A 25301-nucleotide genomic window follows, 5' to 3' on the forward strand; every position below is an offset into this window, starting at 1 on the left:
AGCGCGAGCGGGGAAAAGCCGCCGTGCGGCCGGCGGCCGCCGGCGCGGGGGAAACGCGGGGCATGGCGGGCGGGCGCGAAGCGGGCGCAAAGGCGCGAGGGCGGGTCGGGGCGCGGGCGATCGCCTCGCCGGCGACGGCCGCGGCCGCGCCACGCGACGCCGCAGCCGACCGCGAGTTCTCCGACCGCGAGTTCTTCGGCCGCGAGTTCTCCGACCGCGCCGGTCGCAATCCCTATCCGCTGCTGGCCCGGCTCGCGGCCGCATTGGGGGCGATGCTGGCGCAGGAGGTCGAGGACCGGCGCGCCACGCTGTTCCTTCCCGTCGGCTTCGCCATCGGCATCGCGCTTTATCTCGGTGCCGCCACCGAACCCTCGCCCTATGCCGGGCCGGTGGCGTTCGTCGTCTTTCTCGGCCTCGCTTTGGCGGCGCGGGCGCGGCCATTCGCCTTCCACGCGCTGGCGCTGGCGGCGACGCTCGCCGCCGGCTTCGGCGTCGCCAGCCTGCAGGTGCAGCGCATCGCCCATCCGGTGCTGGCGGCGCCGCTCGCCGGCGTCACGGTGAGCGGCACTGTCGAGCAGGCCGAGCTGCGGCCGCGCGGCAGCCGCATCGTGCTGAAGGTGACCGGCTTCGACCGCCCGCCCAAGCTGGCGCCGCAGCGGGTGCGCATCGCGCTCGCCTCCTCCAGCCCGCCGCCGGTCGGGGCGCATGTGAGCGTGCGTGCCGATCTCGCCGCCCCGCCCGGTCCCGCCTATCCCGGCGGGTTCGATTTCGGCCGCGCCGCCTGGTTCGAGGGGATCGGCGCCACCGGCTATGCGGTCGGCAAATGGCGGGAGACGCCGGCGCCGGCACCGCCGGATCTGCGGCTTGCCTTCGCCACCTGGCTGGAGGCAAGCCGGCAGGCGATCGCGGCGCGCATCCGCGCGGTGCTGCCGGGAGAGGCGGGCGGGGTGGCGGTGGCGCTGGTCACCGGCATTCGCGGCCAGGTGCCCGAGCCGCTGGAAGAGGCGATGCGCATTTCCGGCCTGTCGCACATCCTCTCGATTTCCGGCCTGCACATGGCGCTGGTGGCGACGACGGTGTTTTTCCTCGCCCGTGCGCTGCTGGCCCTGTGGCCGGGGCTGGCGCTGCGCCGACCGATCAAGGCCTGGGCGGCGGTGCCGGCGCTGGCCGCCGCCAGCTACTATCTGCTGCTCTCCGGCGCCGAGGTGGCGACGCAGCGTTCTTATGTGATGACGCTGCTGGTGCTGTGCGGCGTGATGCTCGGCCGGCCGGCGCTCACCCTGCACACGCTGGCGCTGGCGGCGCTGATCGTGCTGACGCTCGCTCCCTGGGCGATCCTCGATCCCGGCGCGCAAATGTCCTTCGCCGCTACGCTGGCGCTCGTCGTCGCCTATGAGCGCGGCGGCCGCCGCCTCATCGCCGCCGGCGCCGGCCGGGTGCCGTGGTATGCGTCCGGCCCGGCGCGCTGGCTGGCGGCGCTGGCGCTCACCTCGCTGGCGGCGGGGCTCGCCACCGCGCCCTATGCCGCCTATCACTTCCAGCGCCTGGCGCCGCTGAGCCTCCTCGCCAACCTCGCGGCGACGCCGCTGGTGAGCTTCGTCATCATGCCGGCCGGCCTCTTGGGCACGCTCGCCATGCCCTTCGGCTGGGAGGCGCCGGCGTTCCGGCTGATGGGCTGGGGCATCGATGCCATGAACGCCGTCGCCCGCGAGGTGGCGGCGCTGCCCGGTGCCGATGGCGGCGTGCGCGCCATGCCGCTCGCCAGCCTGGCCCTGATCACTTTCGCCTTCCTCGCCGCCTGCCTGCTGCGTACCCGCCTGGCGCTGGCGGCGGCGGTCTTCGCGGCGGCCGCCCTCTGGCCGATCGCCGCCGCACGCCCTCTCGACGTGCTGATCGACGCGCAGGCGCGGACGGTGGCGGTGCGTGGGCCGGACGGGCAACTCGCGCTGATGGGCGATCGCCGCAAAGGCCTGGCCGAGCGCTTTTCCGCCGAACAGTGGCTGTCGGCCGAAGGGTTGCGCGGCAAGGGGGGCTTCGAGGCGCCCGCGTCATCATCGAAGAGCGCCGCCCCACCGAGAGATGCGGCGGAACTGCCGGCAGGATCGGCCGCGCCGGGGGCGGTAACGGCCCGTTGTGATGCGCTTGGCTGCGTCCTACCCGCCCGCGATGGGCGGCTTGTCGCCTATCCGCTCGACCGTGCGGCCCTGGCGGACGACTGCCGTCGTGCCGCGATGGTGTTGACGCGCTTCAAGGCGCCGGCGGATTGCGCTGCCGAGATGGTGCAGCTCGACCGGGCGGGCGAGGGAGCGGGCACCGCTTTCCTGTTTGAGCCGGACGGCAGTTGGCGTCGCATCGACGCCCGCCCGCCGGACGGCACGCGGCCCTGGCTGCCGGGGTTCTCGCGTGGGATGCACTGACGCCGCACCACGGCAGCCGGATCACGGTCGGCGCCGGCTTCAGGACCGTCGTCGTTGCAGGGTCATCACTACGGCGGCGCCACCGGCACGCCGGACTTCTGGTCTGCCGGACGCTGGCCTGTCGGGCGGAGAAGGCTCAGTAGCGGCGGAACAAGCCGACCAGCCGCCCCTGGATGCGCACCCGGTCCGGCCCGAAGATGCGGGTCTCATAGGCGGGGTTGGCGGCTTCCAGCGCGATGGAGGCTCCCTTGCGGCGCAGCCGCTTCAGCGTCGCCTCCTCGTCGTCGATCAGCGCCACCACGATCGAACCGGTTTCGGCGGTGTCGCCGCGGCGGATCAGCGCCAGGTCGCCATCGAGGATCCCGGCCTCGATCATCGAATCGCCGCGCACTTCCAGCGCGAAATGCTCGCCGCCGCCCAGCATCTCCGCCGGCATGGAAATGGTCTGGCTCGGCGACTGGATGGCGGAGATCGGCGAGCCGGCGGCGATGCGGCCCATTACCGGCACCGCAATCGGCCGCATCGCCTCGTCGTCGCTCGGCGGTGGTGCGGAGGGGCGGGCACGGCCGAGGCTGCCCTCGATCACGCTCGGTGCAAAGTTGCGGGGCTGGGCGGGAGCCGCCGGTTTCGGCATCGCCTGCACCGTCTCGGGCAGGCGGATCACTTCCAGCGCCCGGGCGCGATTCGGCAGCCGGCGGATGAAGCCGCGCTCCTCCAGCGCGGTGATCAGCCGGTGGATGCCGGATTTGGACCGGAGGTCCAGCGCTTCCTTCATCTCCTCGAAGGAGGGCGGTACGCCGCTCTCCTTCAGGCGCTCATGGATGAAGCGGAGCAGTTCGTGTTGCTTGCGGGTGAGCATCAGCGCAGGTCCATCCCCGACGGGCAGCCAAAATGAAACAAATCACGAACAAACACTATCCGTTCTTTTTGTGTTCCACAATCCGTAAATAAAGCCCTAAGGGTCGACGCGGTGGTGGGCTCCCGCTAATGTATGCAATGTAATGGTCATTGCCTAAGTGATACGCAGTTTTGACATCCTGCTTGATTGGGAGACCCGCATTGCCTGCCACGATCGCTGACATTCTCCATGCGCACCGCTCCGGCCGCTCGACCCCCTCGCGCACCGTCGCCGCCTGCCTGGAGCGGATCGAGCGGCATGCCGATCCCTCGATCTTCACCGCGCTGTTCGGGCGCGAGGCGCTCGCCGAGCAGGTGGCGGCGCTGGAGGGGCGTGATCCGTCGAGCCTGCCGCTCTACGGCGTGCCCTTCGCGGTGAAGGACAATATCGACGTCGCCGGCCTGCCCACCAGCTGCGCCTGCCCGGATTTCGCCTATGCCGCCGCGCGCGACGCCACTGCCGTCGCGCGCCTGCGGCGTGCCGGCGCCATCGTCATCGGCAAGACCAATCTCGATCAGTTCGCCACCGGGCTGAACGGCACCCGTTCGCCCTATGGCACGCCGCGCAACGCCGTGCGCGCCGATCTAGTGCCGGGGGGGTCGAGCTCGGGTTCGGGCGTGGCGGTGGCGGCGGGGCTGGTGGCCTTCGCGCTCGGCACCGATACCGCCGGCTCGGGACGCATTCCCGCCGGGCTGAACAATATTGTCGGCATCAAGCCGAGCCTCGGCCTGGTCTCGACCAGCGGCCTGGTGCCGGCCTGTCGCACGCTCGACTGCATTTCGGTGTTCGGCCTCACCGTCGACGACGCCTTCGCGGCGCTCCGGGTGATGGCCGGGCCGGACGAGGCCGATCCGTTCTCGCGGCCGCTGTCGCTGGGCACGCCGGGCGCCTTTCCCGCGGCGCCGCGCATCGCCGTGCCGCGGCCGGAGGATCGGGTGTTCCTCGGAGATCGCCAGGCCGAGGCGGCCTTTACCCAGGCCATCGCCCGCATGGCCTCGCTCGGCGCCCGCATCGTCGAGATCGCCATGGAGCCATTCTACGAGACCGCCAAGCTGCTCTATGAGGGGCCGTGGGTCGCCGAGCGCTATGCCGCGGTCGGCCCGTTCCTGGAAGCGAAGCCGGAAGCGTTCAACGAGGTGGTCCGCGCCATCATCGAGGAGGGGCGGCGGCGCACCGCGGTCGAGACCTTCCGCGGCCATTACCGCCGCGCCGAGCTGGCGGCGCGCACCCGCGCCAGCCTCGCCGGTTGCGACGCGCTGATGGTGCCGACCATGCCGACCGTCTACACGGTGGAGGAGATGCTGGCCGATCCGGTGCGGCTCAACTCGCATCTCGGCGTCTACACCAATTTCGTCAACCTGCTCGACATGTGCGGCATCGCCGTGCCCTCGGGCCTGCGGCCGGACGGGGCGCCGGTCGGCATCACCCTGCTGGCGGGCGCCGGGCGCGACGCGCATCTCGCCGCACTGGCCTCCGCCTTCCATGCCTCGACCGATCTGCCGATGGGCGCCACCGGCGAGAAGCTGCCGTCGCTGCCGCCCGCCACCCCGCGCGCCGGCGCCGGCTATCACGAGATCGCGCTGTTCGGTGCGCATCTCTCCGGCCTGCCGCTCAATGGCGAATTGCTGGAAGCGGGCGGCGTGTTCATGCGCCGCGCCCGTACCAGCGACGACTACCGGTTCTATGCGCTCCCCGAGGGCCGGGTGCGCCGGCCGGGCCTGCTGCGTGTCGAGGCCGGCAGCGGCGCGTCGATCGAATGCGAGATCTGGGCGCTGCCGGCGGAGGCTTTCGCCCGCTTCGTCGACGCCATCCCGGCGCCGCTCGGCATCGCCACCATCCTGCTGGAGGACGGCAGCCGGGTAAAGGGCTTCGCGCTGGAGGCGGTGGCGGCGCGCGATGCGCGCGACATCACCGGCTTCGGCGGCTGGCGGGGCTTTCTCGCCGACGAGCAGCGGCAGAGGCAGGCGGCCGGCATCCCGGCGGCGGAGTAGAAAAGCCAAGTATTATCAGATCAGTTGCGCGTATTTCTCATACGCGTCGTGAACGATGGAGATGTGGTCGCGCATCGCCGCGGCCGCGCCGTCGCGGTCGCCGCGCAGGATCGCGGTGACGACGCGGTCATGCTCCTGATGCGACAACGCGAGGCGTCCCAGCGCGCGGAACTGCGCGCGGCGGAACGGCGAGAGCCGTTGCCGCGTCGCCAGCGTCAGCTCGACCAGATAGTCGTTGTGCCCGCCGGCATAGATCGAGGTGTGGAACTGCTCGTTGGCCTCGCGATAGGCGGCGAAGTCGCCGAGGCGCATCATCTCGCCCATCTCGGCATGCAGGATCTCCAGCCGCCGCCGCTCGGCGGGGGCGATGTTCTGCGCGCAGAGCCCGGCGCACAGCGCTTCCAGTTCCGCCATCACCTCGAACATGTTCTGCAGCCGCTCGAAGCTCGGCCGGGCGACGATGGCGCCGCGATGCGGGCGGGCATCGATCAAGCCGGAGGCGGCGAGCTCGCGGATGGCTTCGCGCACCGGCGTACGCGACACGCCGAAGCGGGACGCCAGCGCGCTTTCGTCCAGCAGCGTGCCGGGCGGCAGCAGGCCGCGGGTGATTTCGTCGGCGACCTGCTCGCGAATATCCTCGGCGCGGGTCTTGCGGCCGAGCCGGGACGCTCCGGCCGGGGCGGCGACGACGATGGGACTATCGGGAAGCGACATGTCAGCCCCGCCGGCCGGCGCGCGGCAATGTAGCCGCGAGAACGGACACGACCGCATCATGCGCGGCGAGAGGGGCGAGGGAACGGGTCATCGGCTCACGGCAGGCTATAGGGTTCACGGCAGGCTGGTTTCACGCGGGTTCGAGATGGATTCGGTGCTCACGCCGGTTCGGCGATCAGGCTGACATGGGCGGCGACGACTTTCCATCCCCCGGCGGTACGCATCCAGGTCTGCATCTGCCGGCCGACCTTGCCGGGGGCCGAGGCGCGGCGGAACAGCGTCGCCGCGGTGGCCATGTCGCGGCCATAGGTAGTGATCACCGTGCCGTCCAGGCTGCGCTCCAGCCCGTGCGGCGAGCGGCCGGCGCGGAAGGCGCGGATCGCCGCGATGCCGTAGAGGTTCTCGCCGCCGCCATAGCGGATGGTGCGCGGATCGTCCCAGAACAGGTCGTCGAGCGCGGCGACGTCATTGCTGATGAGCGCTTGCTCGTAGCGGGCGAACGCCGCCTCGACCTCGGCCAGCACGTCCGGGATATTGATGTCCATCGCCCTGAAATTCCTCGCATCTTACCGTCGGCCAGCACACAGCCTCAACGGCGCGGGGTCAATCCTCCAGCGGCAGAATCTCGCATGGCTCGCCGGCCTTGGCGGCGGTGGCGTGCGGCCGGCGCACCAGCAGCGCGCCGGCGCGGGCGAGCAGGCTCAGCATCGAGGAATCCTGCACCGGCATCGGCCGGACCAGCGGTATTCCGGCGCGGCGGCCGACGATCTCGGCGCGCATGAAGTCCATGCGGTGGTCGTTGGCCTTCATGTCGACCGCAAGCTCGGCCGCAACCAGCTCCAGCCCGCCGATCCCGGCTTCGCCCTGCATCCGCCGCAGCAGCGGGTGCAGGAACAGCAGGGCGCAGACATAGGCCGAGACCGGATTGCCCGGCAGCCCGAGTATGTGTGTGCCGATCCCCTGCGCGGCGGGAAAGCCGCCGAACATCAGCGGCTTGCCCGGCCGCAGCGCGATCTTGTGCACCGCCAGCGCCGCGCCCTCGGCGGTGAGCGCCGGGGCGACGAGGTCATGGTCGCCGACCGAGGCGCCGCCGGAGGTCACGAGGACATCGAGCCCGGCGTCGCGCGCGGCGCGGATGCCCTCGCGCGTCGCCTCCATCTGGTCCGGCAATATGCCGCGGTCGGTCACTTCGGCGCCGGCCTGCCGGGCGACGCCGCCGACCGCGTAGATATTGGACAGGATCACCTGGTGCGCCTGCGCGCCCATTCCCGGCCGCACCAGCTCGTCGCCGGTGGAGAGCAGGCCGACGCGCGGGCGCCGGGACACCTCAACCTGCGCCAGATCGCAGGCGGCGACGAGCGCGAGGTCGCGCGCGGTGAGCCGGTGCCCGGCCTTCAGCACCGTCTCGCCCTGGCGGAAATCGCCGCCGGCCTTGCGGATGTGCCGGCCCGGCGTCGCCGCTTCGTTGATATGGATGCGGGCGCCGTCGCGCGAGGTGTCCTCCTGGATCACCACCGCGTCGGCGCCGTCCGGCACCACCGCGCCGGTGAACAGCCGCACCGCGCCGCCGGGCGGAACCGTGCCGGGATAGGGCCGGCCGGCGGCGGATTCGCCCGCCACCTCCAGCACCGCGCCAAGCGTGGCGTCGCCAGCGCGCACGGCATAGCCGTCCATCGCCGACACGTCGCGGCCCGGCGTGGTCCGCCCCGCCACCACCGGCGCCGCCAGCACCCGCCCCAGCGCCGCATCGAGCGGCACGGTCTCGGCGGGCAGCGTCTCGGCTTGCGACAGCAGGAGGTCCAGCGCCTCCTCGACCGGCATCAGCGCGGGCTTCGCCATGGCTAAGACACCTGCCAATGGCCGGAGCGGCCGCCGGCCTTCTCCAGCACCCGGATGCCTTCGATCCGCATGCCCCGGTCCACCGCCTTGGCCATGTCGTAAATGGTGAGGCAGGCGACCGACACCGCGGTCAGTGCCTCCATCTCGACGCCGGTCTGCCCGGCGGTGCGCACGCTGGCCCGCACATGCAGCCCCGGCATCGCGGCGTCGGTCTCGATCTCCACCGCCACCTTGGAGAGCAGCAGCGCATGGCAGAGCGGGATCAGCTCATGGGTGCGCTTGGCGGCCATGATGCCGGCGAGCCGCGCGGTGCCGATCACGTCGCCCTTCTTGGCGTTGCCGCTCTCGATCAGCGCCAGCGTTTCCGGCAGCATCACCACCCGGCCCTCGGCGACGGCGATGCGGTCGGTCACCGCCTTGTCGGCGACGTCGACCATGTTGGCGGCGCCGGCGGCGTCGAGATGCGAGAGCTTCGGCGGGTCCGCGGCGTCGCCCATGGCCTCAGCCCGCCGCGCGCTGCGGGGCGGGGCCGGCAAGCAGCGCCTGCGTCGCCGCCGCGACATCGTCCTTCCGCATCAGGCTCTCGCCGACGAGGATGGTGCGGATGTTGAAGCCGGCCAGCCGGGCGATGTCGTCGGGGGTGAAGATGCCGCTCTCGCCGACGATCACCCGGTCGGCCGGGATCCGCGGGGCGAGGCGCTCGGACGTCGCCAGCGTCACCTCGAAATTGCGCAGATTGCGGTTGTTGATGCCGACCAGCCGCGCCGGCAGCGCCAGCGCCCGGTCGAGCTCGGCATCGTCATGCACCTCGACCAGCGCATCCATGCCGAGGCCGTGCGCGGCGTCCACCAGGTCGCGCGCCAGCGCATCGTCGACCGAGGCCATGATGACGAGGATGCAGTCGGCGCCCCAGGCGCGCGCCTCCATCACCTGGTAGGTGTCGTAGAGGAAGTCCTTGCGCAGCGCCGGCAGCGCGCAGGCCGCCCGCGCGGCGGTGAGGAATTCCGGCGCGCCCTGGAAGGAGGGGATGTCGGTCAGCACCGAGAGGCAGGCGGCGCCGCCGGCCTCATAGGCCTTGGCCAGCGCCGGCGGATCGAAATCCGGCCGGATCAGCCCCTTGGACGGGCTGGCCTTCTTGATCTCGGCGATCAGCGCGGTCCTGCCGGCGGCGATCTTGGCCTCGATGGCCGTGAGGAAGCCGCGCGGCGTCGGGGCGCTCGCGGCGCGGGCGGCGATCTCGGCCGGCGGCACCTTCAGCTTTGCCGCGGCGATCTCCTCGCGCTTATAGGCGCCGATCGTCTCGAGAATATCCGCCATCGCCGTCAGTCCTCGATGTCGTTGGAGACGGCGACCAGCCGGGACAGTGCCGCTTCCGCATGGCCGCCGGAGAGGCTCCAGCGGGCGAGTTCCAGCCCTTCGCCGATCGTCTCCGCCTTGCCGGCCACCACCAGCGCGGCGGCGGCGTTCAACAGCGCGATGTCGGCATAGGCGTTCTTGGCGCCGTTGAGCACGGCTCGCAGGGCCAGCGCATTGACCTCGCCATCGCCGCCCTTCAGCGCCTCCGGGGTGGCGCGGGCGATGCCGAAGCGCTCGGGCTCGATCTCGAAGCTGGCCAGCTTGCCGTCCTTGAGCTCGGCGACATAGGTCGGCCCGGTGGTGGTGATCTCGTCGAGCCCGTCCGAGCCGTGCACCACGAAGGCCCGCTCGGAGCCCAGCGTCTTTAGCACCTGCGCGAGCGGCTCGATCCAGCCGCGCGCGAACACGCCGACCATCTGCCGCGTCACCCCGGCGGGGTTGGACAGCGGGCCGAGCAGGTTGAAGATGGTGCGGGTGCCCATCTCCACCCGCGTCGGCCCGACATGCTTCATCGCCGGGTGATGTGCCGGGGCGAACATGAAGCCGATGCCGGCCTCGGTGATGCAGCGGGAGATGCCGGCCGGCGAGAGGTCGATGTTGACCCCCAGCGCGGTGAGCACGTCGGCGGCGCCGGATTTGGAGGACAGTGCCCGGTTGCCGTGCTTGGCCACCGGCACGCCGGTGCCGGCGACGATGAAGGCGGCGCAGGTCGAGATGTTGTAGGAGCCGGACGCGTCGCCGCCGGTGCCGACCACATCGACCGCACCGGGCGGGGCGACGACGCGCAGCATCTTGGCGCGCATGGTGGAGACCGCGCCGGCGATCTCCTCGACATCCTCGCCGCGCACCCGCAGGCCCATCAGCACCGCGCCGATCTGCGAGGGGGTGGCCTCGCCGGACATCATGATGTCGAAGGCGCTCGCCGCCTCCGCCCGCGTCAGCGTGGCCCCGGTGGCGATCTTGCCGATGACGGCCTTCAGATTCTCCATGTTCCCGCTTTCCGCTCCCGCTTTTATCTTTGCTCGCGCCTCAGGCTGCGCGCGAACGGCGGGGGCCGGCGTTCCAGGCGCGTGCGAGGTCGAGGAAGTTCTTGAGGATAGTCCGGCCGTGCTCGGAGGCGATGCTCTCGGGATGGAACTGCACCCCGTGCACCGGCAGCTCCCTGTGGGAGAGCCCCATGATCAACCCGTCCTCGGTCTCGGCGGTGATGGCGAGCGGGGCGGGCAGGGTGTCGCGCTGTACGATCAGCGAATGATAGCGCGTCGCCTTGAACGGGCCGTTGATGCCGCGGAACACGCTTTCGCCGCGATGATGGATGTCGCTCATCTTGCCGTGCAGCGGCAGCGGCGCGCGCACCACCTCGCCGCCGAATACCTGGCCGATCGCCTGGTGGCCGAGGCAGACGCCGAATACCGGCACGCCCTCGCCGGCGGCACGGGCGATGAGCTCGAGGCAGATGCCGGCCTCGTTGGGCGTCGCCGGCCCGGGGGAGATGACGATGGCTTCCGGCTTCAGCGCCAGCGCCTCGTCGGTGGTGAGGGTGTCGTTGCGGCGCACGTCCACCTCCACCCCGAGCCCGCCGAGATAGTGGACGAGGTTCCAGGTGAAGCTGTCGTAATTGTCGACGAGGAGGATCATCGCGGGTCCGTTCGAGCGGCGAGCTTCCGACTTGGGGAAGCTCTAGGATGCGAGGTGGCGCGGGGTCAAGCCGCACCTGGCGAGCATGTCAACGCCCGCCACGCCATCGCTCGCCACACTCGCTATTCATCGCCACTCTGCCGTCCTGCCGCGGACTTGCCACCATGATCGCCGCGATTTCCAGCTTCGCGGCGATTTTCGAATTGTCCGGTGAAATACTTAGGATGCGTTCGGGTATCGGGTCAAGTCGCGGAGATAGCAAGGCCGGCTTGCCACTACCGCGCCGTGTTTCGGCTCGGCAATACGGATTCGCCCGCATATGGTTCGTTTGGAATTGGGATGATTATCTAGGCAAGTTGCGCAAAACTTGTTCAGGTGCCCTACCCCTGCGGTGCGGCGTCGGCAGTGCGCGCGGGCTATCCTGCAACCACTGATAGCATCTTCCGCTAGGGAATATATGCGCCGGTAATCCATGCCGGTGGTCGAGAGCTGCCATGTACCCGCCTTGTTCGCGCGTCGAGCCAAGTAATGCTTTCGCCGATACGGGGGCGGAAGGGGTCGACAGCGACGTAAACATAGCGAGCTGCCGTAACGTTACGGCACATATATGTAAATTGCTCTTGAATTCATTTCATTTTAGTTCTAAATCGGTACGGGATTGGGGCGACCCGACATCTTGTGCCCCGGTAGCTGATGCAGGCGGGGGGCCCTGATGTCCGACGTTGAGGCCGGCTCTTGGCTGAGTTCGATCGTCCCTGCCATTCAGGAAGCGCCCATCTCGCCCGATCTCTGGGACGAGGTTTTGGCCAGTCTGCTGGCGAGAACCGGCGCGCAGGTCGGCTTCTTCATCGGCCTGGGCAACGGTAACGGCAAAAGCAACGGCAACGGCAACGGGAACGGCAACGGCAATGGCCACGGCCCTTGCGACGGCGACAGGGCCGCCGTTATTGCGCGTGGCGCGCCGAAGGCGACGCTGCTGTGTCCGGAGATCGTGTCCTTCTTCGATACGGCCACCCAATCGCTGGGTCAGGGCGGGACATTCGAGGTCGAGCTGCGCGATGTCGTGGTGCGGCCGGAAGCGCGCGCCCTGTGCGATGCGTTCGGCGATCACGGGCTGATATGGGGCGTGCTGATCGCACGGGAAGGGCAGCGCCGCTTCGCGCTGTTCCTCATCCATCCGAACAATGCCAACCGATCCTGGGTGAAGCAGAAGGAGGAGGTGATGTCGATCCTCCCCTATCTGCAGCTCTCGTTCAAAACCCACCGCGAGCTGGTGCGCCAGCGCGAGGTGGCGGAGCGGATGGAGTTCATCTTCACCAATGCGCCGACCCCGCGGGCGCTGGTCCGGTCCGATCTGAAGATCGTTCAGGCCAACCGGGCCTTCATCGCCCTGGTCACCGACAATCCCGATATCGGCATATCCGACGGCGAGCTGGAAATTCACAACCCGGCGCTGGCGGAGGAGATCCACGGGTCGCTCGATGCGATCCTCGTCGGGCGGATCGATCGCCGGGTGGTCTGGATTCATCGCGGCTGCGATCCGCATGGCTGGATCGTCAGCCTCGCCGTCACCACCCGCAACGGCCACAACTCGGTGCCTTTCAAGGTGGCGGTCTCGTTGCCGGAGCGCGTCGCGCTTCTCAGCATCCGTGAACTGGGCCGCAACGACTCCCTCAAGCCCGATGCCGTCCGCATGGTGCTCGGCCTGAGCGCCACTGAGGCCAGCATCGCCTGCGCGCTGGCCAGCGGTGAATCGAGCACCGAGATCGCCCAGGCGCGGCAGGTCTCCAAGAACACCGTTCACAACCAGCTGGCTTCGGCGATGAACCGGCTTGGACTGCACCGGCAGCCTCAGCTGCTGAACCTGCTGTCGCAGCTCTCATTCTTCATGTAGCTGCGCCATCGGCATAGTATGAGCAGACCATATTCTAAGGCTGTTTGATTACATCTATGCGGATTTGAGTGGGAATGATGCCGGTATCTTCCAGAAGGTTGGTCGAATTTCGGTCGAGTATGTCTGTATAGTCATAGCTATTTTCCTGGTGCCGTTAATAAACGGGAAACCCAAGGAGATAAGCCATGAAAATCACTTCTGTATTGTGCGTCGCCGCCTTTGTTCTGGTCGCGATTCCCACCGCTTATGCTGCTGGCAACGAGGCCGATGTCTCGCAGTCCGGCAAGGGCAACAGGGCCGGCATCGGCCAGGTCGGCAAGGGCAACTATTCCGGCATCGGCCAGGTCGGCAAGAAGAACGATGCGGTGTCGCTGCAGGCCGGCAAGGGCAACGTCTCCGGCATCGGCCAGTTCGGCAAGAAGAATGACGCCCTGACGGTGCAGGCCGGCAAGGGCAACGTCTCCGGCACCCTGCAGTTCGGCAAGTACAACGATGCCACCACCACCCAGGTGGGCAAGGGCAATTCCTCGGTGATCGTGCAGCATTGAACGACACGTCCAGAACCATCGGGCGGCCGACGGTCATCGATGAGTGTCCGTCGGCCGCAGTGGTTTCGGGAGGAGAAAGCAAGATGATCGTAGCAGCTGCCAACATACCACCGTGCCATATCGAGGCGGTGGAAAGGAACGGCTTCGTCAAGCTTGAGGCGGTGCTCGACGGCCAGTTGGTCGAGAAGGGACAATACGTGCTGGTCGTCCGGTCGGGGGTATCCGACAACGTGTCGACCTCGCGCCAGGGCGGCGAGTTCGAGGCCGGCGACCTCGAAAACGGGCGGCTGGCGACGGCCTATGTCGGCGCAGCCGGCTGGAGCGCGCAGCTGAAGGTCTATTCCCATGACGGCAAGCTGGTTTGCACGACCTCCAAATCGTAATCGCGAGTATCGCAGCCGCCGGCCGGTCTATCGTTTCGAGTTGCGGTCCGCGTCTAGGCTGCCTACCGTCCGGGGCGAACCCGGCGGCGCCGGGGAACCCGAGGCCGATGTCCTCGGGTGGCCTTGATCGCCGGCGGCCTTCCACCGCCGCCGGCTGCCGGTGCCATCGCTTTCCAGCCGGTTGTCCGGCTGCTTCAGGCAGATCCCCGGCGCTCCCGGTGCCGGTTGCGCGGGAGCGCTTCGTTCACTGCCCCCGGCCCGCCCGCGCGGCGAAGCGCACAGCCTCCTCTCCGGCACGGAACAGCGCCCTGGCCTTGTTGGCGCATTCCTGCTGCTCGCTCTCCGGCACCGAGTCGAAGACGATGCCGGCGCCGGCCTGCACATGCATCTTGCCGTCCTTCACCACGGCGGTGCGCAGCACGATGCAGGTGTCCATCTCGCCGTCGGCACCGAAATAGCCGATGGCGCCGGCGTAGATGCCGCGCTTGTCGCGCTCCAGTTCGTCGATGATCTCCATCGCCCGCACCTTCGGCGCCCCCGAGACGGTTCCCGCCGGGAAGCCGGCGGCCAGGGCGTCCAGCGCGTCGTGCTTCGGGTCGAGGTCGCCCTCGACATTGGAGACGATGTGCATCACCTGGCTGTAGCGCTCGATGAAGAAGCTCTCCGTCACCTCCACCGTGCCGATCGCGGCGACGCGGCCGACATCGTTGCGGCCGAGGTCGAGCAGCATCAGGTGTTCGGCGCGTTCCTTGGGATCGGCGAGCAGTTCCGCCTCCAGCGCCTTGTCTTCCTGCGGGGTGGCGCCGCGCCGGCGGGTGCCGGCGATCGGGCGGATGGTGACGGTGTTGTCGCGCAGCCGCACCAGGATCTCCGGCGAGGAGCAGACGATGGAGAAGCCGCCGAAGTTGAAATAGACGAGGAACGGCGCCGGGTTGATCCGCCGCAGCGAACGGTACAGCGAGAAGGGCGGCAGCGTGAACGGCGCGTCGAAGCGCTGCGACAGCACCACCTGGAAGATGTCGCCGGCGCGGATATATTCCTTCGCCCGCTCCACCATCGCCAGATAGGCCTCCGGCTCGGTGTTGGAGACCGGCACGACGAGCTGGTGCAGCGCGTCCTCGGCGGCCTGGGCGGGCAGGGCGTCCTCGAGTGCCGCCACCACCCGGGCGATACGCTCATGCGCGGCCTCAAGCGCGGCGGAGGCGGAGACGCCGGCCGCCGGCCGCACCGGAGTGACCACCGTCACCTCGTCGCGCACCGCGTCGAACACCACCATCACGGTCGGGCGGATGAAGATGGAATCCGGCACGCCGAGCAGGTCGGGCTTGGCGTCGGCCAAGCGCTCCATCTGCCGCACCATGTCGTAGCCGAGATAGCCGAAAATGCCGGCCGCCATCGGCGGCGCGCCGTCGGGCAGGGCGATGCGCGATTCCTCCACCAGCGCCCTGAGCGCGACAAGCGGCGGCTGGGCGCAGGGCTCGAAGACGTCGGGGGCGAGCGCCGCGCGGCGGTTGATCTCCGCCTTGCCGTGGCGGCAGCGCCAGATCAGGTCGGGATCGAGGCCGATCATCGAGTAGCGCCCACGGGTGGCGCCGCCCTCGACCGATTCGAGCAGGAAGGAGTTCGCCCGGTCGGCGGCGATCTTCAGATAGGCCGAGACCGGGGTTTCGAGATCGGCGACCAGCGTTTCGCCGACCACCTGCGCCTCGCCGCGCGCATAGGCGCTCGCGAAGGCTTCCGCATCGGGATTGAGGTTCATCGCAAGGTTCTCGTTTCCCGCCGGCTCAGTTCACCGCTTCGCCGGGCACGCCGACGATCTGGTCGAGGGCGGCACGGTTGATCTTGGCGCCGAGGTCGCTCTGCAGCTGCACCAGATATTCGGTCATCAGGTCGTTCTGCATGCTCTGGCCGATATCGGCGATGATCTTGTCGTTCTGCGGCGCGCTCTCCGGCAGGCTGACGCTGGTCACCTTGAACAGCAGCCGGTCGTCGCCCGGCAGGGTGGTGCTGCCGACCGCGCCGTCGCGGGCATCGAAGATGGCGGCGACGGCATCCTGCGGCACCCCCTCATTGGCGCGGCCGCGGCGCAGGCCGTTGGCGGTGCGCAGTTCCAGCCCGGCATCGGCGACGGTGAGGTCGAAGGCGGCGCCGTCGGCGATCTTCTTCTTCAGCTCGGCGAGCTTGACGTCGAGCGCCTGCGCCGTCTCGTCCTCCTTCCAGCGGGCGAGCACCTGCGCGCGCGCCTCCTCGAAGGTCCGGTCGCGCGGGGCGGCGACGTCGGTGACCTCGTACCAGACGAAGCCGGCATTCTGCGGCAGGGTGATCGGGTCGTTCTCCGCCCCGACCTCGGTGGCGAAGGCGAGGCGCAGCACGTCCGAGCGCGCCGGGATGGCGGGGAGCGCCGTGCCGTCCGGCGCGGTGCCCTGGGCATTGGTGTCGAGCGCCTGAAGCGTCAGCCCGGCCTTGGACGCCGCCTCGGCCAGGGTGGCGCCGGCGTTGCGGTCGTCCTCGATCTTGTCATAGGCGGCGAGCATCGCCCGGCGGGCGGCGTCGAGCTGCAGCTCCTTGCGGATGTCGGCGGATACCTCGGCGAGCGGCTGCACCGCGGCCGGGGTGATGGCGCCGACATGCACGATCACCGGGCCGAAGCGGCCGTTCACCACGCCGCTGGTGCCCTCGGCGGCCAGCGCGAAGGCGGCGTCGGCGATGGCGGCGTCGAAGATGTCGGCCCGCGTCACCGTGCCGAGCGCGGTGTCCTTGGCCTCCAGCTTCCGCTCGGCGGCGATGTCGGCGAAGGAGGTGCCGGCGGCGATCTTGTCGGCGGCGGCCTTGGCCTCGTCGGCGTTGGGGAACACGATCTGGTCGATCACCCGGCGCTCCGGCGTGCCGAAGCGGGCCTGGTTGGCGTCGTAGAACGCCTTAACATCGGCGTCGGAGACCTCCTCCTTGCCCGCCAACGCCTCGGGGGTGAGGGCGAGCAGGCTGATCTTGCGGAATTCCGGGGCGCGGAACGCCGCCTTGCGGGCGTCGAAGAAGCCCTTCAGCTGCTCCTCGCTCGGTTCGGCGAAGGGGCCGACATTGGCGGCGCCGAGAATGGCGTAGTTCACCGAGCGGGTTTCGCTCTCATAGCGCTTCACCGCGTCCTTCAGCACCTGCGGCACTTCCATCCCGCCGGCCAGCGACTGGATCAGCTGCTGACGCTGGGCCAGCCGGCGCTCGGCCTCGACGAAGCGCGGCTCGGTGAAGCCGTTGGAGCGCAGCAGCTGGAGGAAGTAATTGTGGTCGAAGCTGCCGGAGGGGCCGAAGAAGGACGGGTTCTGCTGCACCCGCTCCACCACCTGCGCGTCGGAGACCGACAGGCCGAGCCGGCGGGCGGCCTCGTCGAGCGCCGCTTCGCCCAGCCGCTCGTTGAGCACCTGGTCGGGAATACCGAAGGCGCGCGCCTGATCCGGGGTCAGCCCCTGCTTGAGCTGCTGCGAGATCTGCTGGAGACGCTGCTGGTAGAGCTGCTGGAACTCCGGCACGCTGATCTCGGTCGAGCCGATCGATGCCAGCGTCTGGCCGCCGAAGCCGCGGAACACATCCGCGATGCCCCAGATGCCGAAGCTGATGATGAGGAGTCCCATCAGGACCTTGGCGACAATTCCGGAGGCGCTCTTGCGCAGGGTCTGCAGCATCGTTTTTCTCGTCGGGCGTAGGCCGGCAAAAACCCGGGAGTCTCGGCCCGGGTCGCGAAAGGCGCGCATCATAGGGATGGCGCGGTGGTGTCGCAACGCCGCACATGCAGGCATTTGCGTGGTTTGGTCGCGTCTGTTACGCGGGGTAAATAGGCTTGAAACTGCGGGTATTTGAAGGAGCGGGTATTTTCATGACGACGCGCCGTCCATTGATCGCCGGTAACTGGAAAATGCACGGGCTGAAGCCATCCCTGCAGGAATTCGACCGGATGGTGGCCGCCTATGACGGAGACCTGCGCGCCCGCACCGACCTGATGATCTGCCCGCCGGCGACGCTGATCGCCACGCTCGCGGCCGCTGCCGGCAGCTCGGGCGTCGCGGTCGGCGGCCAGGATTGCCATGCCAATGCCCAGGGCGCCCATACCGGCGACATCGCCGCCGAGATGATCCTGGATGCCGGCGGCAGCGCGGTGATTCTCGGTCATTCCGAGCGCCGCACCGATCATGGCGAGACCGATGCCGCGGTTCGGGCCAAGACGCTGGCCGCCTGGCGCGCCGGGCTGGTGGCGGTGGTCTGCGTCGGCGAGCACCGCCAGCAGCGGGAGGAGGGCGTCGCGCTCGATCTGGTGCGGGTGCAGCTCGCCGGCTCGATCCCCGACGGCGCCACCGCGGAAAATCTCGTCATCGCCTATGAGCCGGTCTGGGCCATCGGCACCGGCCTCACCCCGAGCGTGGACGACATCGCCGAGATGCACGGCGCCATCCGCGCGGCGCTGGTGGCGCGCTTCGGCGAGGGGGTGGGCGGCGGCATCCGCATCCTCTATGGCGGCTCGGTGAAGCCGGCCAATGCCGCCGAGATCCTCGCGGTCGCCGATGTCGACGGCGCGCTGGTCGGCGGCGCCAGCCTGAAGGCAGGGGATTTCATCGCGATCGCCAGTGCCTATATCTAGGACGCGGTCTCGCGCGGGGCGGCATCGCCCGGCGTGAAGAAGCCGCGTGGGAACAAAGGCCTTAACTTCGTTCGGCGAACCGTGGTTGCGCCGTCGGCGTCCAGGGCGGGCGGGATGGTTTCGCCGCCCTTCCGTGGCGTGCTGGAAATGCCGGGCGTGATCGTGTAGGAACCCGACCGACAAAAGCCGGCGGCGACGTTTCGTCCGCCGCCGTTACTGATTTTGAAGGCGTCAGATGCAGACCGTACTCATCATCATCCACCTCATGGTGGTGCTGGCTCTTATCGGCGTGGTGCTGATCCAGCGCTCGGAGGGCGGCGGACTCGGAATCGGCGGTGGCGGTGGTGGCGGCGGTGGCGGCTTCTTCAGCGCCCGCGGCACCGCCAACGTGCTGACCCGTGCGACGGCGATCCTGGCGGGGCTGTTCTTCATCACCAGCCTCAGCCTCACTATTCTGGCGGGTTGGGGGCGCGGCCCGTCCTCGATCTTCACCACGCCGACGACGCTGCCTTCGGGCGCGCCCGCGGCGCCGGGCGGCAATGTGCTCGAGCAGCTTCAGGGCGCCCAGCCGGCGCCGGGCACCGCTCCGGCGGCTCCGGCCGCTCCCGCCGCGCCGCAGGTTCCGCAGTCGCAGTGATCCCCGGCGGCGGGCCGTTCCCGCCGCTCCGTTTCGCTCTTTTCTCCACAGGCGAGGGTTGTCCGGTCAAGACGGCCCTCGCCGAATCGCGTTTTCGCAGTTAGAAACCGAACTCCATGGCGCGCTACATTTTCATCACAGGCGGCGTTGTGTCCTCGCTCGGCAAGGGTCTGGCTTCCGCCGCCCTTGGCGCGTTGCTGCAAGCCCGCGGCTACAAGACCCGGCTTCGCAAGCTCGATCCCTATCTCAACGTCGATCCGGGCACGATGAGCCCGTATCAGCACGGCGAAGTCTTCGTCACCGATGACGGCGCCGAGACCGATCTCGATCTCGGCCATTACGAGCGCTTCACCGGCCGCTCGGCGAACAAGCAGGACAACATCACCACCGGCCGCATCTATCAGGAAATCCTGAACAAGGAGCGGCGCGGCGACTATCTCGGCGCCACGGTGCAGGTGATCCCGCATGTCACCAACGCCATCAAGGAATTCATCCTCTCCGGCAATGAGGGGTATGACTTCGTGCTGGTGGAGATCGGCGGCACGGTCGGCGACATCGAGGCGATGCCGTTCCTGGAGACCATCCGCCAGGTCGGGCAGGAACTGCCGCGCAAGCACTGCATCTATGTGCACCTGACGCTGCTGCCCTACATCCCCTCGGCCGGCGAGCTCAAGACCAAGCCGACCCAGCATTCGGTCAAGGAGCTGCGTTCGCTCGGCATCGCGCCGGACATCCTGCTCTGCCGCACCGACCGCGAGATTCCGCGCGAGGAGCGCCGCAAGCTCGGCCTGTTCTGCAATGTGCGCGAGAGCGCGGTGATCGAGGCGCGCGACGCCGACAACATCTATGCGGTTCCGGCGACCTATCACGAGGCCGGATTCGACACCGAGGTTCTGGCCGCCTTCGGCATCGAGCCGGCGCCCGAGCCGGATCTCACCCGCTGGCAGAAGATCCAGTCCGGCATCCGCAATCCCGAAGGCGCGGTGACTATTGCCATCGTCGGCAAGTACACCGGGCTGAAGGACGCCTACAAGTCGCTCATCGAGGCGCTCGCCCATGGCGGCATCGCCAATAATGTGAAGGTCAATCTCGACTGGATCGAGAGCGAGATCTTCGAGCGCGAGGACCCGGCACCGTTCCTGGAGCATGTCCACGGCATCCTGGTCCCCGGCGGCTTCGGCCAGCGCGGCGCCGAGGGCAAGATCCGCGCGGCGCAGTTCGCCCGCGAGCGGCGCGTGCCCTATCTCGGCATCTGCTTCGGCATGCAGATGGCGGTGATCGAGGCCACCCGCAATCTCGCCGGCATCGCCGAGGCCAACTCCACCGAGTTCGGCTCGACGCCGGAGCCGGTGGTCGGCCTGCTCACCGAGTGGCTGCGCGGCAACGAGCTGGAGACGCGCGGCCTCGACACCGATCTCGGCGGCACCATGCGGCTCGGCGCCTATCCCGCCGCGCTGGCGGAGGGCAGCCGGGTGGCGCAGGTCTACGGCGCCACCGAGATTTCCGAGCGCCACCGTCATCGCTATGAAGTGAACCTGCGCTATCGCGAGCGTCTGGAGGCCTGCGGCATGCTGTTCTCCGGCACCTCGCCGGACGGGCTGCTGCCGGAGATCATCGAATACCCCGACCACCCCTGGTTCATCGGCGTGCAGTACCACCCGGAACTGAAGTCGCGCCCGTTCCAGCCGCATCCGCTCTTCGCCTCCTTCATCGGGGCGGCGATGGTGCAAAGTCGCCTCGTCTGACGGCGGGGCCCCATCCGCTGGAGCCGGTTCGCGGGGGTAAGATTCTCGTGGAAGAACGTGCTCCATCCTGTTGGCAATAGGATGCTTTCCGGTCGGTCGCGCCGTCGGTTCGATTGATCGGGGAGGGTTCGGAGGAGAAGCCCCATGATCCGTGGCCTCGATCACGTCGTGCATGTCGTCCGCGATCTCGAAGCGGCGGGAGAGCTCTACGACATGCTTGGCTTCACGGTCGGGGCGCGCAACCGGCATCCTTGGGGCACGCAGAACCGCATCGTCCAGACCCCCGGTTTCTTCCTCGAATTGCTGGAGATCGCCGAGCCGGAGCTGATCCCGCCGCATGGCGAGACCGCGTTCTCCTTCGGCGCCTTCAACCGCGACTTCCTCGCCGAACAGGGGCCGGGCCTGTCGCTGCTGGTCCTCGAGGGCCGCGACCCCGCCGCCGAGAAGGCGGAGTTCGACGCCGCCGGCTTTGGCGGCCTCGATCTGTTCGATTTCGCCCGCACCGCCAAGCGGCCGGACGGCAGCGATGTCGAGGTGGCGTTCTCGCTCGCCTTCGCCCGCGATCCCCTGTCCCCGCATACAGGCTTCTTCACCTGCACCCAGCGCCGGCCGGAGAATTTCTGGGCGCCGGACCTTCAGCGCCACATGAACGGCACCACCGGCGTCGCCGGTGTGGTGCTTGCCGCCGAGGATCCCGCCCAGCACCTCGATTTCCTCTCGGTGTTCACCGGCGCCGGCTTCCGCCGCGCGGTGGATGGCTGGTACATCGCCGAGACGCCGCGCGGCCGGGTGGAGGTGTTGAGCAGCAAGCTGTTCAGCGACCGTTTCGACGTTGCGGCTCCCGCCGGGCCGGGCCTGCGCCTGGCGGCCGTCCGCTTCGCGGTGGAGGACATCGACCGCGCCCGCCGGCGCCTCGGCTCCAGCCGCATGACCGCCGAGGAGATCGAGGGCGTCATCGTCGTCGGCCCCAAGGCGGCGCTCGGCGCCATGCTGGTGTTCGAGCCCGCCGCCTGATCGGCGGCTCGCCTTCTCCCCCGCGCTCGCCCCTGACCCGCCCGCCGGCGATCCGTGCTTCGATGCGCCGCGTCGCTGGCCCGGCAGCAGGGCACCTTGCATAGCTGAGGCTCTGCGCGGCTGCCGATCCGGCGGCTTTCCTTAACGCGGTGGAAACTAGGTCTCCGGTCTAATGGCCGGATGATGGATGATGGCGACAAGGCCATGGACGCCCCGGTGTCCGGCGCCCGCGAGCAGACGGCACCGGCCGCGAAGCCGGCGTCGGCGCTGCGCCGTGCGCTGCGTGGCGTCCGCCGCCGACTTGCCGCGCCGCTCCTCCTCGGTCTTCTCGCTGGCGGTCTCGTGCATCAGGGCGTCGAGCCGCGCTATTTCGCCGAGGCGCGGCTGCGGGTCGAGGGCTGGCCGCTCGACGCCCGCGCCGGCGCCGCCCGGCGCAGCCAGTTCCAGGTCATCACCTCGCGCGAATTCGCCCGGCAGGTGCTGCATCGCACCGGGATCGGCGCGCGGCTCGCGGCACCGGGCGGGCTGGCGGCGTGGCTGTCCTTCCCGGCGGCGCTGGCCGCCGCGCCGCTCGATGACGAACGCGCCCTGCGCGCCATCGAATCCGGGCTGCGGCTCACCACCTCCGCCGACGGGCGCGCCGCCATCGGCTTCACCGCCGCCGAGAGCGGGCTGGCCGCCGACGTCGCCAATGCCTTCGGCGAATCCTATGTCGAGCTGCGCCGGGTGTTCGGCGATGTCGCCGCGCCGGTCAGCCTGTCGCGCGCCCTGCCGCCGCGCCAGGCGCTCGGCCTGTCGCCGCTGCAATGGGGGCTTGGGGCTGGCGCCCTCGGCTTCGCGCTGACCTTCCTGCTGCAGGCGATCTGGCGTCGCCGTCCCCGCGGCGAACGGGCGCAGGCAGCGTCCGACCCGGCGACGGGCGAGGTGCCGCAGGCGCCGGTCCAGCATCTGCCGTGGATCGGCTCGCGGCTGGAGGACGAATCGGACGAACTGCCGAAGCGCACCCGCTCGCGTCTCGGCCGCGACGGCGAGCTCGCCGACCTGTCCCGTCTGGTGCGGCTGCGCGGCGCGGCGGCGCGGCTGGTCGTCGTCACCGGCCCGTCGCCGGATGAAGGCACCGCGCATTGCGCGCTGGCGCTCGGTCGCTCGCTGGCCGCCTGCGAGAAGCGGGTGGTCATCGTCTGCCTTGACGTCACCGCCGGGGCGCTGTCCGAGCTCACCGCCGATCCGCGGGCGCCGGGCCTCACCGACCTGTTGTTCGGCGTCGCCAGCTTCTCCGACGCCATCCACCGCGAGACCGCCTCGCGCTGCCATGTGATTCCGCCGGGCCGCGGTGCCCGCGAGGCGGATGGTCTCGTCGCCTCCGAGCGGCTGGGGCTGATCCTGCGGGCGCTGGAGCAGACCTATGACCATGTGGTGGTGGCGGCGCCGCCGCTGGGCGTGCTGCAGGAATCGGCCCGCATCGCCGCGCAGAGCCCGACGCTGATCCTCGTCACCCATCCCGGCGCGCGCACCACCGATGCGGTGCAGGCCTTCGACGCTCTGGCCGCGCGTGGCTTCGGCGACATCGCCATGGTCACCTTCGCCGATCCGGTGCCCGGCCGCCTGCCGCACGCGGCGTGAGGAGGCGGCTCCGGCTAGGCTCCCGGCGTCAGAGCGTTTCCGGCTTGCTGTCGCCCTTCTGCATCCAGCGGATCAGCAGCGCCGCCGGCACCACCCAGCCGATGCCCAGCACCACATAGGCGACGAACTGCCAGAAAGCCGACAGCGTCGTCACCCGTCCCTGCGCCAGCGCCATGGCGCCGAGCGCCCAGACGATCACCAAGAGGATGATCAGGCAGGTGCCGATCAGCTTGCGCAGGCGCGGGGGCAGCGTCGTGCGGTTCGGGGGCCGGGAGGCGCGGTGGTCCATAGGCGGGGTGCCCGATAAGTGATCTCAGGGACAATTCGCCCGGTTGTGCGGGCGCGCTGCGAGCTATATCCGCTCCGACGCTGGGTTGAAACCCGCGCCGGGTTGAAACCCGGTCTGGCGCCGGTCTGCCGCTGCGGCATGCCGGGGCGCGAAATGGCAGGAGCAGCTCATGGCCCTTTCCGGCACCGTCGATGTTTCCGCCGCGCCGGCGGCGGATCGCCTGCGCCCGGTGCGGCTGTGGCTCTATGCCGTGGCGGCGCTGATCGTGCTGATGGTGGTGGTGGGCGGCGCCACGCGGCTCACCGAATCCGGCCTGTCGATCACCGAATGGAAGCCGGTCACCGGCACGCTGCCGCCGCTCGGCGAGGCGGCGTGGCAGGCCGAGTTCGAGAAGTACCGGCAGATCCCGCAATATCAGCAGATCAACCGCGGCATGAGCCTCGACGAGTTCCGCACCATCTTCTGGTGGGAGTGGGGGCACCGCCTGCTCGGCCGGCTGATCGGCTTCGTCTTCCTGCTGCCGTTCCTGTATTTCCTGTGGCGCGGGCTGGTCACCGGGCCGCTGCGCTGGAAGCTCGGCGGGCTGTTCCTGCTCGGCGGGCTGCAGGGCGCGGTCGGCTGGTGGATGGTGGCGTCCGGCCTGGTCGGGCGGGTCGATGTCAGCCAGTACCGGCTGGCGACGCATCTGACGCTCGCCTGCGTCATCCTCGCCGCCACGGTGGCGGTGGCCGATGGCTTGCGGCCGGTGGGGGCCGGCCGGGCGGCGGCCCCGCAGGCGCGAGCCGTGCGGTTTGCCGTGCCTCTGGCCTGGGCGCTGCTGCTGGCGGTGTTGGTGCAGATCTTTCTCGGCGGCCTGGTCGCCGGCCTCGACGCCGGCCTCACCTATACGACCTGGCCGCTGATGGACGGGCATTTCATCCCGCCGGCGGCGAACCTGCTGGTGCAGCAGCCGGCGTGGCGCAACCTGTTCGAGAACGTGCTCACCGTGCAGTTCAACCATCGCATGATGGCCTACACCGTGCTGGCGCTGGCGGTGGTGAACTGGCTGGCGCTGCGCGGCGGCGGCCCCGCCGCCGGGCGGGCGGCGCTGGTGGTCGGGCTGGTGGCGGCGCAGGCGCTGCTCGGCATATTGACGTTGATCCACCAGGTGCCGATCGATATCGCGCTGGCGCATCAGTTCGGCGCCACTCTGGTGCTCATCGCCGCCACGCTGCATCTGCGGCGCCTGCGGGGCACCGGCTGAGGCCGGGAGAGCGGCCCGCGCGACGCCGTCGCCGGCGCGGCCCGAAACCGCTCCGACCCGCGCGGGAAGCCGCATCGGCAGCGCTAGGGACGCCGCCGATCGGCCCAAATCGCCGCTTCCTGGCAACTGCGGGACAGCCCGGTGCCGGTGATGCGAGGCGAGCGAGGCGATGCGAGGCCAGCCGAACCGGGCGATCAACTCGGCATTGCCGCGCGGCGGCTCGTCGGAACTGTGGCGGGCGGTCATCCGGCGGCGGGGCTCCGCTTGCTGTGCGGCGAGTCGTCGGAATTGCCGGAGCCGCCGTCTGGGCTGCCCGTTCGATTTCGCCGCGCGGTCGTTCGTCGGAATGGTTAGGGAGCCGACATTTGGCGGTTGGCTCTGCTTGTCATACGGCTAGAGCGGATCGACATTCAGGATTCCCATCCGAGGTAATCGCTGATTCATA

Annotated in this window: 22 protein-coding genes; 11 read left to right on the plus strand and 11 right to left on the minus strand. The window is 69.6% G+C overall.

Translation table 11 applies throughout. The features are described 5' to 3' along the window. The first annotated feature begins 62 nt into the window (after positions 1-62). Positions 63-2417 carry a ComEC/Rec2 family competence protein gene (locus KHC24_RS11585; RefSeq protein WP_246546726.1) on the plus strand — a complete coding sequence of 785 codons (2355 nt, stop codon included), beginning with the start codon at positions 63-65 and terminating at the stop codon, positions 2415-2417. Positions 2418-2553: 136 nt separating this feature from the next. Here KHC24_RS11585 and lexA read toward each other — a convergent pair whose 3' ends face one another. Continuing rightward, positions 2554-3276: a transcriptional repressor LexA gene (gene lexA / locus KHC24_RS11590; RefSeq protein ID WP_213363435.1), complete on the minus strand. Its 723-nt coding sequence runs from the start codon at positions 3274-3276 to the stop codon at positions 2554-2556. Between the two features lie 200 nt (positions 3277-3476). On the opposite strand from lexA, the gene atzF reads away from it, so the two are divergent. Beyond that, positions 3477-5306, plus strand: coding sequence for an allophanate hydrolase (atzF, locus tag KHC24_RS11595; protein ID WP_213363436.1), 1830 nt, complete (start codon positions 3477-3479; stop codon positions 5304-5306). Between the two features lie 15 nt (positions 5307-5321). On the opposite strand, the gene KHC24_RS11600 is transcribed toward atzF, so the two are convergent. The 7 genes from KHC24_RS11600 to KHC24_RS11630 form a co-directional block, all read right to left on the minus strand. Next, the gene (locus KHC24_RS11600) at positions 5322-6020 is read right to left on the minus strand and encodes a GntR family transcriptional regulator (RefSeq protein WP_213363437.1); all 699 of its coding nucleotides are present in this window, start codon (positions 6018-6020) and stop codon (positions 5322-5324) included. Between the two features lie 158 nt (positions 6021-6178). Next, the gene (gene hpxZ / locus KHC24_RS11605) at positions 6179-6565 is read right to left on the minus strand and encodes an oxalurate catabolism protein HpxZ (RefSeq protein ID WP_213363438.1); all 387 of its coding nucleotides are present in this window, start codon (positions 6563-6565) and stop codon (positions 6179-6181) included. Positions 6566-6623: 58 nt separating this feature from the next. Continuing rightward, on the minus strand, positions 6624-7859 hold the full coding sequence (locus KHC24_RS11610; protein ID WP_246546728.1) for a molybdopterin molybdotransferase MoeA: 1236 nt from the start codon (positions 7857-7859) through the stop codon (positions 6624-6626). 2 nt (positions 7860-7861) lie between these two features. After that, a complete protein-coding gene (gene moaC / locus KHC24_RS11615; RefSeq protein ID WP_213363439.1) occupies positions 7862-8356 on the minus strand; it encodes a cyclic pyranopterin monophosphate synthase MoaC in 495 nt (164 codons plus the stop codon). Between the two features lie 4 nt (positions 8357-8360). Further along, positions 8361-9176, minus strand: a complete 816-nt coding sequence (trpC, locus tag KHC24_RS11620; RefSeq protein WP_213363440.1) for an indole-3-glycerol phosphate synthase TrpC — start codon at positions 9174-9176, stop codon at positions 8361-8363. 5 nt (positions 9177-9181) lie between these two features. Continuing rightward, on the minus strand, positions 9182-10204 hold the full coding sequence (trpD, locus tag KHC24_RS11625) for an anthranilate phosphoribosyltransferase (RefSeq protein WP_213363441.1): 1023 nt from the start codon (positions 10202-10204) through the stop codon (positions 9182-9184). Positions 10205-10244: 40 nt separating this feature from the next. After that, positions 10245-10853: an anthranilate synthase component II gene (locus KHC24_RS11630; RefSeq protein WP_213363442.1), complete on the minus strand. Its 609-nt coding sequence runs from the start codon at positions 10851-10853 to the stop codon at positions 10245-10247. A gap of 712 nt (positions 10854-11565) precedes the next feature. Between KHC24_RS11630 and KHC24_RS11635 the strand changes: the two genes are divergently transcribed. The 3 genes from KHC24_RS11635 to csgH all read left to right on the plus strand — a co-directional run bounded on the left by KHC24_RS11635 (position 11566) and on the right by csgH (position 13678). Then, positions 11566-12747: a helix-turn-helix transcriptional regulator gene (locus tag KHC24_RS11635; protein ID WP_213363443.1), complete on the plus strand. Its 1182-nt coding sequence runs from the start codon at positions 11566-11568 to the stop codon at positions 12745-12747. Between the two features lie 185 nt (positions 12748-12932). Continuing rightward, the gene (locus tag KHC24_RS11640) at positions 12933-13295 is read left to right on the plus strand and encodes a hypothetical protein (protein WP_213363444.1); all 363 of its coding nucleotides are present in this window, start codon (positions 12933-12935) and stop codon (positions 13293-13295) included. A gap of 83 nt (positions 13296-13378) precedes the next feature. Then, complete coding sequence (gene csgH, locus KHC24_RS11645) at positions 13379-13678, plus strand: curli-like amyloid fiber formation chaperone CsgH (protein ID WP_213363445.1); 300 nt, start codon at positions 13379-13381, stop codon at positions 13676-13678. Between the two features lie 244 nt (positions 13679-13922). On the opposite strand, the gene trpE is transcribed toward csgH, so the two are convergent. Together trpE and KHC24_RS11655 are read right to left on the minus strand one after the other, a co-directional pair. After that, on the minus strand, positions 13923-15437 hold the full coding sequence (trpE, locus tag KHC24_RS11650) for an anthranilate synthase component I (protein ID WP_213363446.1): 1515 nt from the start codon (positions 15435-15437) through the stop codon (positions 13923-13925). 25 nt (positions 15438-15462) lie between these two features. After that, on the minus strand, positions 15463-17355 hold the full coding sequence (locus KHC24_RS11655; RefSeq protein WP_213363447.1) for a SurA N-terminal domain-containing protein: 1893 nt from the start codon (positions 17353-17355) through the stop codon (positions 15463-15465). 191 nt (positions 17356-17546) lie between these two features. On the opposite strand from KHC24_RS11655, the gene tpiA reads away from it, so the two are divergent. The 5 genes from tpiA (at position 17547) to KHC24_RS11680 (ending at position 23324) form a co-directional block, all read left to right on the plus strand. Further along, a complete protein-coding gene (tpiA, locus tag KHC24_RS11660; protein WP_213363448.1) occupies positions 17547-18305 on the plus strand; it encodes a triose-phosphate isomerase in 759 nt (252 codons plus the stop codon). A 235-nt stretch (positions 18306-18540) separates the two neighbouring features. Continuing rightward, positions 18541-18942 (plus strand): preprotein translocase subunit SecG, encoded by a 402-nt coding sequence (gene secG / locus KHC24_RS11665; RefSeq protein ID WP_213363449.1) that lies wholly within the window; start codon positions 18541-18543, stop codon positions 18940-18942. Positions 18943-19058: 116 nt separating this feature from the next. Next, on the plus strand, positions 19059-20687 hold the full coding sequence (locus KHC24_RS11670) for a CTP synthase (RefSeq protein ID WP_213363450.1): 1629 nt from the start codon (positions 19059-19061) through the stop codon (positions 20685-20687). Positions 20688-20831: 144 nt separating this feature from the next. Beyond that, positions 20832-21701, plus strand: a complete 870-nt coding sequence (locus tag KHC24_RS11675; RefSeq protein ID WP_213363451.1) for a VOC family protein — start codon at positions 20832-20834, stop codon at positions 21699-21701. Positions 21702-21905: 204 nt separating this feature from the next. Then, positions 21906-23324, plus strand: coding sequence for a tyrosine-protein kinase family protein (locus KHC24_RS11680; protein WP_246546730.1), 1419 nt, complete (start codon positions 21906-21908; stop codon positions 23322-23324). Between the two features lie 28 nt (positions 23325-23352). On the opposite strand, the gene KHC24_RS11685 is transcribed toward KHC24_RS11680, so the two are convergent. Beyond that, positions 23353-23613 carry a DUF2842 domain-containing protein gene (locus tag KHC24_RS11685; RefSeq protein ID WP_213363452.1) on the minus strand — a complete coding sequence of 87 codons (261 nt, stop codon included), beginning with the start codon at positions 23611-23613 and terminating at the stop codon, positions 23353-23355. 169 nt (positions 23614-23782) lie between these two features. Between KHC24_RS11685 and KHC24_RS11690 the strand changes: the two genes are divergently transcribed. Continuing rightward, the gene (locus tag KHC24_RS11690) at positions 23783-24856 is read left to right on the plus strand and encodes a COX15/CtaA family protein (RefSeq protein WP_213363453.1); all 1074 of its coding nucleotides are present in this window, start codon (positions 23783-23785) and stop codon (positions 24854-24856) included. Positions 24857-25301: the final 445 nt, after the last annotated feature.

Origin of the sequence: Ancylobacter defluvii (assembly GCF_018390605.1) — a bacterium.
In the GTDB taxonomy this organism is placed as follows: Bacteria; Pseudomonadota; Alphaproteobacteria; order Rhizobiales; family Xanthobacteraceae; genus Ancylobacter; species Ancylobacter defluvii.